Source organism: Marinobacter sp. SS8-8 (assembly GCF_030540945.1).
In the GTDB taxonomy this organism is placed as follows: domain Bacteria; phylum Pseudomonadota; class Gammaproteobacteria; order Pseudomonadales; family Oleiphilaceae; genus Marinobacter.
In genome coordinates this window covers 1-7,105 of sequence record NZ_JASSVN010000037.1, presented here as the reverse complement: position 1 = coordinate 7,105, position 7,105 = coordinate 1, and the positions used below count along the sequence as shown (strand labels likewise).

The window sequence follows — 7,105 nt, the reverse complement described above, 5'->3', positions numbered from 1 at the left end:
AATTGTTTACCGGTAACTGCGACGTTTACAGAAGTTACCAGCACTATTGAAATCATTTTTTAGGCATCCTGACCTGGCTTACATATTAAATTAATGTTCGCTTACTTTATTTCGGATTAGTGCTTTATTTCTGATTAGTAAAAATTTGGTCACGGGTCCTTTCACGAGCCCTTGCATAGTGTACGCATGGTGTACGCAGGGAACTTTTCGACAGCTGTCAGAACTTACTGCTATTCTTGAACAGTTGCTCATAATAGGAAACAGCAATGTCGGATCCAGACACCTCCAGGGAAACAGCACTGATTCAAAGCATGAAAACGGGCGACAATCAGTCCTATCAGGAAGCGGTGCGCATTTACACACCCGGGATGCTGGCGGTCGCCCGGTTCTATCTGGACCACTCCAGCGCCGAGGAAATCGTCCAGGATTGCTGGGTTACGGTGATCGATGCCATTCAAAAGTTTGAAGGCCGGTCGGGCCTGAAAACCTGGCTGCACCGGATTGTTGCCAACCGCTGCAAAAACAGGCTTCGTTCCAGCAAACGGGAAGTAGCCACCGATTTTTCCGAAAGCCTTGAGCCGGAGCTGGCCAGCCGTTTTAATGCCGCTGGCCGCTGGGATCTGCCGCCAAAGCTGCAGTTTCACGAATCTGCGGACACACTGATGGAAAATGGCGCCCTCAGCGATTGCCTGGACAAACACCTTTCCTCGCTACCAGAAACCCAGCGCTCCGCCCTGATACTTTACGAGGCTCACCAGCACAAATCCGACGATGTCTGTAACATTCTGGATGTCAGTGCCTCTAACCTTCGTGTCCTTTTACACCGTGCAAGGCAAAAAATCTTTCTGATGGTCGAAACTTTCCAGGAGACGGGCGAATGCTGATGTGCAGGGATCTGGCCGTAATTGCCAGCGATTACATTGATGGCGAACTGGCCGGTCTGCAGAACCTGTCCGTGAAATTGCACCTGATGATGTGCGGGGACTGCCGAACCTTTATCGGCAATCTGCGGGCAACAACCGACCTGATGAAGGCTCACTCCTCTGGCCAACCGGACGAGGAGCTGCTGCGCAGGATCGGCGAACGGGTAGCCGAAGCACTCAACGCACGGACATCCCGGGCCAGCGATAATGAATAACCAGTCAAGCCCTGTTTTTTGATGTCAGTGATTACCTGGTATATTCAGAGCTTCTGTTTTGCTGAATTCGCCTGGCCTGATTACGCTTTTTCTGCTCCGCTTTCAGCTTATTTGCCCAACTATCCACATCAATCGGAACAGTCCCGGTAATCTCCAGGGAACGATCTTCCAACACCTGCTTCAGACCCTGAGCCTGCCGCTGATGGATAACCTCGTCCCGGTGATACAGCAACGCCTCGATCTGGGGCCGGAAACAGCGCACTATCGCTGTCAGCCAGCGATTGACCGGCCAGCTGGGGTAGGCGTGATCAATCGCAAACCGATCCAGCACTCGAAGGATCGTCTCCGCAGGCAGCCAGCTCTCATCGGTTACCCAGCGGTTTACCGCAAACAGGTCGGTAGGGTAACCCCAGGCGTCCATGGAAACTGCGACCAGGTGCGCCACCCTGTCCTCACCCGCGGGCCCCATCACCGGCTCTACCCCTTCCGACAATGCCGCATGACGAAGAAACAGGTGGAAATGACCGTGCTCCGCGTAGTCGTCCCTGTGAGCGTGGTAGTAGTACTGGGACGCGGTTTCCCGGTCGTAGACATCCTCTTTCGGGTAGTGGTCCATCTCGTAAAAAGGACCCTGACCTTTGAGCACCTCACCAACCACATTTAACCCGCCTTTCTCCAGCACCCGGTAGCACTCCCGGATGTCGTCGACGGCCGCCAGACTGGTCAACACTTGGTTATCCGTGAGACTCGCGAGTTGGGGAATACGAAGTTCCGTCATTGTCTCTTATCTCCTTCCCGCGCGGCTCCGGGAGTTTCCGGAAGCCGCGCTCGTCCGACTGGTCTATTCACCTCAGGCAGCGGCATCTGCCAATCGTTTCCCGGCACTGGCCGAACAGGGATTCTTCCCTGCACACGGATTTTTGGTCGCGCACGGATTTTTCGTGGCGCAGGGGTTTTTGCCGGCACACGGTTTACAGGCGCCGCATTTGCCCCCCTTCAGGGCACAGGGATTAGCTGCAAGCTGCTTCTGGACCTTGCCCATGTATGCCGTAAGCGCCGCCAGCTGTTCACCGCTCCAGTCCAGAGGCTCTGCCGCCATGGGCTGAACCATACAGACCTGGACCATTTCATCCAGATACACCGAATCCATACCAAATATATCCCTGGCCATGGCCACGGAATGCGGATAGGCATTGGCAAAGGTTGCGTTGTAGCCAGCGCCATCGTTGTGGCAGGAAGCGCAGGACAGACCGTTGCTGCTGAGGGAGGGATCGTTAAACAGCTTCTCCCCCAGAGCCATCAGCTTGCAGGGATTCCCCTCATACGGTTGATAGTTGGCTGGTCGAGTGACCTTTTTGGCAGCACAGGGGTTGGGTTTGGCGCCGCACTTGCCCGTAGCTGCGCAGGGGTTACAGCCTTTCACCGCGCCGGGATTACAGCCCTTGGTGGCACACGGGTTCTTCGCAGCGCACGGGTTTTTTACTGCACAGGGGTTTTTGGCAGCGCACCGATTTTTGACCGCACACGGGTTGCATCCGGCCTTGCAGCGCTGCTCTGCCTTGCACTTGTTCTTGCACGGAGAACAGGGGCTGCAGGCGGCAGCCGCCAGACCGCCGGTGCCCAACATGGCCGTCACCAGGGCGGCAGACCACCAAGTAGTGCGCCGATGTTCGAACGAACTGTGAATCGCTTTTCTCAGAGGATGTATTGTGGACATTGTTTCTCTCCCTGATCATAGAGTTATAGGGTGGGCCCTCGGAGCCCGTCACCGCACAAAGGGGCGGTCAGGAAAGAGACACATGAGTTCCGGAACTATTACACCGGTTTTCAAAATTAATCGGCTTCATAAATCCGGGTTTCGGGATGAAAGGTGTACCAGGCGAACCAGAAGGCTCTCGTGGCAGGAAGCAGCTTGCCCGACGCATCCCGCAGCTCCGCCGACGGAACCTCCGGATCATAGTGGATTCGTACTGCCTTGCCGCCGATTTGGTCGTCGAGTACGGCACCGTAATCCGCCAGTTCGGGGAATGGCCAGGCTTTACTCTCGCCATTGTAGGTCCAGCCCAGCACCCAGGTCTTCGGGTGATACTTCCGGCTGGTGTGGGTGACCGGAAAGTAGAGTCGCTCGGAATGATGGTAATTACCGTAAGGCGACATCCGGTAGTTGCGACTGTGGCCGGTGTCTGTTGAGAGCACCTGTCCGTCAAGACCAACCCGTTCCTGCCACCCTCCCCAGAGTTCGTGGCGAATGGCGACAGGCCTCAGCTCCGTCCCGGCCAGGGGGCCCGAAATCGCCCGCCCTTCAATCTGTGACCACAGAGATTCGGTTTGATGATCGTACATCAACAGGTCGCTGTTATAGAGCAATCCGGACACACCAAAGGTCAGGTGACGGCCCTCTACTTCCGGATCGAACGCCATGCCGGTTCCACACAGCGGGCAAAAGGTAATCAGCAACGGCGTACCATCAAGGTCATGATTGACGATTTCGTGCCAGTTCAGAATGCCAATAGGGTATGCAAAGCGGGCATTCTCGGCATCAAAGGTCAGCATCAGGTCATTGGTGCGCCAGGGCAGGCTATTGGCGGGGCGCTCAAATTTTGGATCGTCTATTGAGGGGATGCCATCACGAGGTGGCCCACCACGAAGGATTTCATCAACCGGCACCCGTGCGTTGCTGACATCAAATCCGTTTTTGCTCTCGGCAATGGCCGGCTGTGTTGCCCAGAGCAAGAGAGCAATCAGTACCGAACCAATCATGTTATCCATGCTCACGATTCACCTCCTGATATCCCCAGCTCCATCAGACGCTGCTCCAGCCTGGTAGCCTGCAAGGTGAGAGACCCCTGAACAACCGAAGTGTTACGACGCGCCTTTCTGAAACTGAATTTTTTGTGCTTCCTCATGCACCCTCTGCTCTGCGGCCTCGGCTGCCCGACGCAGGTGCAGATCCTTGCTGACACTGGTATACGTCGAGACCATATAAGGAACACAATACGTCAGCGTCACTTTCACCCAGTCCATCGAGGCCGTACCAACGACCGCTTCCCACTGGTTGATCAGTACCAGAAGCGTTCCAACCACCGCAGCCAGCTTGGCGGCTCGCCGGGGCGTACCGTGACCCACTGCCAGTTCACAGGCATCCCTGCACTGGCGAACCGGATCACGGACAGTCCAGGAAAAAGACATCAACGCCTCACGTGTCAGTTGTTTACGATTACGGCACTACTGACACAGGCACCTGCCACAGTGTTACAAATGCCAGCTCATAGGGTGGCACTCTCAAAAGGCATATCAACTGGCTGATGTAACAGAGTTCCCCGATGTTTGTCTGTTCTATTGAACATAAACCAAGAAAAAACCGGAGCAAAACATGCTGTTGAACTGGCTCTCCAGGCGCCTGGCCGCCTACCTTTCCAAGGAAGTTACCCGGCACTCCACCAGAACCTCCACCTGGGAAGCCATGGTAAACACGCTTGAGCCCGGAGACGTTCTGCTGGTAGAGGGTAATACGCGGATCAGTGTCGCCATCAAGTATCTGACCCAGTCCACCTGGTCTCACGCGGCACTGTACCTGGGGCCAGATGCCGGTCTCGGAACCTCGGACGATGGTGAGGCCCACGTACTCATAGAGGCAGACCTTGAGGCGGGTATCCGCCCGCTTCCCCTATCTTTCTACCGAAATACCCATACCCGCATCTGCCGTCCGGTCGGACTTGATGAAGGCGACATTCACGCGTTGACGGATTATGCCCTAAGCCGCCTCGGCCACCAGTACGACATGAAAAACGTGTTTGACCTGGCGCGTTACCTGTGGCCGACACCGCCGGTGCCGACGCGTTACCGGCACAGGCTGCTGGCGTTCGGAAGCGGCGATCCCACGCGGGCCATCTGTTCCACCTTTATTGCCGAAGGCTTCCAACAACTGCGCTATCCGATCCTGCCAGTGGTGAAAACATTTCCCGCCAACGATCCAGACTGTGAAGACTGCGAGATCGAGCGTTTCCGGATCCGGCACCCCTCCCTGTTCACACCGAGGGACTTTGATGCCTCACCTTATTTCCGGATTATCAAGCCCACCATTGAGGGCAACTTCGATTACCGGGCAATCGATTGGGAGGACCAGTAACCCTCAGGAACCCTCAGGTGTCGGGCGACCGAGCAGAAAGCCCTGGAGTTCATCGCACCCTGAGGTCAGCAGCCAGCTGGCCTGGGCTTCTGTCTCTACGCCTTCCGCAATGACCCCGCAGCCGAGGCTGTAAGCCATGGGGATCATGGTGCGACAAAGCTCTTCGTCCTGTTCGTTATCCGGCAGCCCCGCCATCATTGACCTTGCTTCCTGCACGTCAACCGGTCATTTTCCAAAATGGCTTAAACATGCCCTGAAAAAACGTGATAGTCTCGTCCTGTTAAAGCTCTGGCACGGGTATGCACCGGAAACGATGCCGTCAATGCTGATTAATTACTTCAACCGGTACTATCACAAAAACCTCGCAACACCGAGCAGACTTTACAAGGAAACCCGTCACCGCGTGGATTGTCATTGACCCCACCGCGAATGCGGGTGAATTGGTTGTGCGTGGATTACCATCAGCCCATCGCAGCGACTGTCAGCGTGATGCATCAGTAAGGGCCCGCCTGACCACTATTTCCGAACATCCCGCTACAGGAGAAGTCCTATGATCATGCGCCGTATGAAAATGTACCCGGTAATCCTCTTGATGTTGTTCATTGTGCCAGCCATGACGGCCCATGCCGCTGATCATGGAATGTCACACGGACAACCCGTACTGGAGGGGTACAGCCCTGTCTCCTATTATGAACGGGGGCGCCCGGAGAGAGGCTCCGGACAATACCAGAGTACCTATCGAGGAGATGTATATTGGTTTACAAGTGCTGAACAGAAAAATACTTTCGATGCCAACCCTTCCGCCTATGCGCCGGCTTTCCCTCGCAGTTGCCCCTATAACCTGGCACAGGGGCGTCATGAAGCCATTGACCCGACCAACTTTAAAATTGTCGATGGCCAGCTTTTGCTGTTTCATAGCTCCCCGGAGCAGGATGGGCGAAAGCGGTGGGAAGAGAGCATCGTGAATACCGGAGTAACAGAGAAAGAGCTGCTTCGCAGGGCGAAAAGCAATTTTATCAATCTCAAATTCTGAGCCTGACAAGCAAGAATTCCCTATGATCAGCGAGGAGCCCCACCGACCAGAGGGCATAGCCGAGGAACTTGCGACCGAACACGCTGGTCACCGTGCTCTTGGCTTCGTTAATCACCAGGCGCAGCTTTCCATAACAGCGGCGGAGTAACTGCATGAGCCGTTCTCCTGCCTTTTGACTGCGAACGTAGACGTTGCAGTCATCGGCGTAACGAGCGAACCAGCCGGATGACTCCGGGGTCGTTTATGCGCTTCTTCAGGCGGTCGATCAGAGTGTCGTGGTTGACCCGGTCGAAGAACGTCGACAGGTCGACGTCCACCACGATATGGCGGCCCTGTTGGCGTAGCGCTGCGCAGCCAGCACCGCATCGTGGGCCCGACGGCCCGGACGAAAGCCGTAGCTGTGCTCTCTGAAGGTGGAATCTATCAGAGGTTGCAGCAGTGCCTCGTATCCGATTCTTGTTCATCGGCTCACGGTTTACGCTTCCTCCCCACGGTCGGTCGCCCTTCCGCAGTTGCGCTTCACTTCGTTCGCTGTGGCCAGCTCACGGGAGGACTTGCACCTCCAGGAGTGCGCCAGTCTGCAACCTGACTTACCACGCGGGTTCATCATTGCGGACTCGCAGAAAGCTGGCAAAGCGGGGCAGTCCAGTGGCCGTAAGACCATAATACTTGAACGTGATCGTACTTCCGGGCTCCGGTGGGGACGCCCTCTCGGTATCGCTGAATCCGGAACCAATCCGGAATTGCCTGCCATTTTCAAGCTCAACCAGCAGCGACCCCATCCTGCCCCCGTATTTGCCCCTGC

9 protein-coding genes and 2 pseudogenes are annotated in these 7,105 nt (G+C 55.8%); 4 read left to right on the top strand and 7 right to left on the bottom strand.

Translation table 11 applies throughout. The features are described 5' to 3' along the window. Window positions 1–266 precede the first annotated feature (266 nt). Both QPL96_RS19070 and QPL96_RS19065 read left to right on the top strand, forming a co-directional pair. The gene (locus tag QPL96_RS19070; RefSeq protein ID WP_303288865.1) at window positions 267–884 is read left to right on the top strand and encodes an RNA polymerase sigma factor; all 618 of its coding nucleotides are present in this window, start codon (window positions 267–269) and stop codon (window positions 882–884) included. Then, window positions 878–1,138: a zf-HC2 domain-containing protein gene (locus tag QPL96_RS19065; protein ID WP_303288864.1), complete on the top strand. Its 261-nt coding sequence runs from the start codon at window positions 878–880 to the stop codon at window positions 1,136–1,138. The genes QPL96_RS19070 and QPL96_RS19065 overlap by 7 nt, the downstream gene beginning before the upstream one ends. A gap of 31 nt (window positions 1,139–1,169) precedes the next feature. Here QPL96_RS19065 and QPL96_RS19060 read toward each other — a convergent pair whose 3' ends face one another. From QPL96_RS19060 to nrtS, 4 genes are all read right to left on the bottom strand, one after another. Further along, the gene (locus QPL96_RS19060; protein WP_303288863.1) at window positions 1,170–1,916 is read right to left on the bottom strand and encodes a hypothetical protein; all 747 of its coding nucleotides are present in this window, start codon (window positions 1,914–1,916) and stop codon (window positions 1,170–1,172) included. A 72-nt stretch (window positions 1,917–1,988) separates the two neighbouring features. Next, the gene (locus tag QPL96_RS19055; RefSeq protein ID WP_303288862.1) at window positions 1,989–2,438 is read right to left on the bottom strand and encodes a cytochrome c peroxidase; all 450 of its coding nucleotides are present in this window, start codon (window positions 2,436–2,438) and stop codon (window positions 1,989–1,991) included. A gap of 533 nt (window positions 2,439–2,971) precedes the next feature. Next, window positions 2,972–3,907, bottom strand: coding sequence for a DUF3179 domain-containing protein (locus tag QPL96_RS19050; RefSeq protein ID WP_303288866.1), 936 nt, complete (start codon window positions 3,905–3,907; stop codon window positions 2,972–2,974). 93 nt (window positions 3,908–4,000) lie between these two features. Beyond that, window positions 4,001–4,327, bottom strand: a complete 327-nt coding sequence (nrtS, locus tag QPL96_RS19045) for a nitrate/nitrite transporter NrtS (protein WP_303288861.1) — start codon at window positions 4,325–4,327, stop codon at window positions 4,001–4,003. 184 nt (window positions 4,328–4,511) lie between these two features. Between nrtS and QPL96_RS19040 the strand changes: the two genes are divergently transcribed. After that, on the top strand, window positions 4,512–5,267 hold the full coding sequence (locus QPL96_RS19040) for a YiiX/YebB-like N1pC/P60 family cysteine hydrolase (RefSeq protein WP_303288860.1): 756 nt from the start codon (window positions 4,512–4,514) through the stop codon (window positions 5,265–5,267). 3 nt (window positions 5,268–5,270) lie between these two features. Here the strand turns inward: QPL96_RS19040 and QPL96_RS19035 are convergent, their stop codons facing one another. Continuing rightward, window positions 5,271–5,465, bottom strand: a complete 195-nt coding sequence (locus tag QPL96_RS19035; RefSeq protein ID WP_303288859.1) for an EAL domain-containing protein — start codon at window positions 5,463–5,465, stop codon at window positions 5,271–5,273. Window positions 5,466–5,817: 352 nt separating this feature from the next. Between QPL96_RS19035 and QPL96_RS19030 the strand changes: the two genes are divergently transcribed. After that, on the top strand, window positions 5,818–6,300 hold the full coding sequence (locus QPL96_RS19030; RefSeq protein ID WP_303288858.1) for a YHS domain-containing (seleno)protein: 483 nt from the start codon (window positions 5,818–5,820) through the stop codon (window positions 6,298–6,300). A 43-nt stretch (window positions 6,301–6,343) separates the two neighbouring features. On the opposite strand, the pseudogene QPL96_RS19025 reads toward QPL96_RS19030, so the two are convergent. Next, window positions 6,344–6,760, bottom strand: a pseudogene (locus QPL96_RS19025) (reverse transcriptase domain-containing protein); the annotation flags it as partial. A 130-nt stretch (window positions 6,761–6,890) separates the two neighbouring features. Continuing rightward, a pseudogene (locus QPL96_RS19020) lies at window positions 6,891–7,105 on the bottom strand (DNA ligase); the annotation flags it as partial.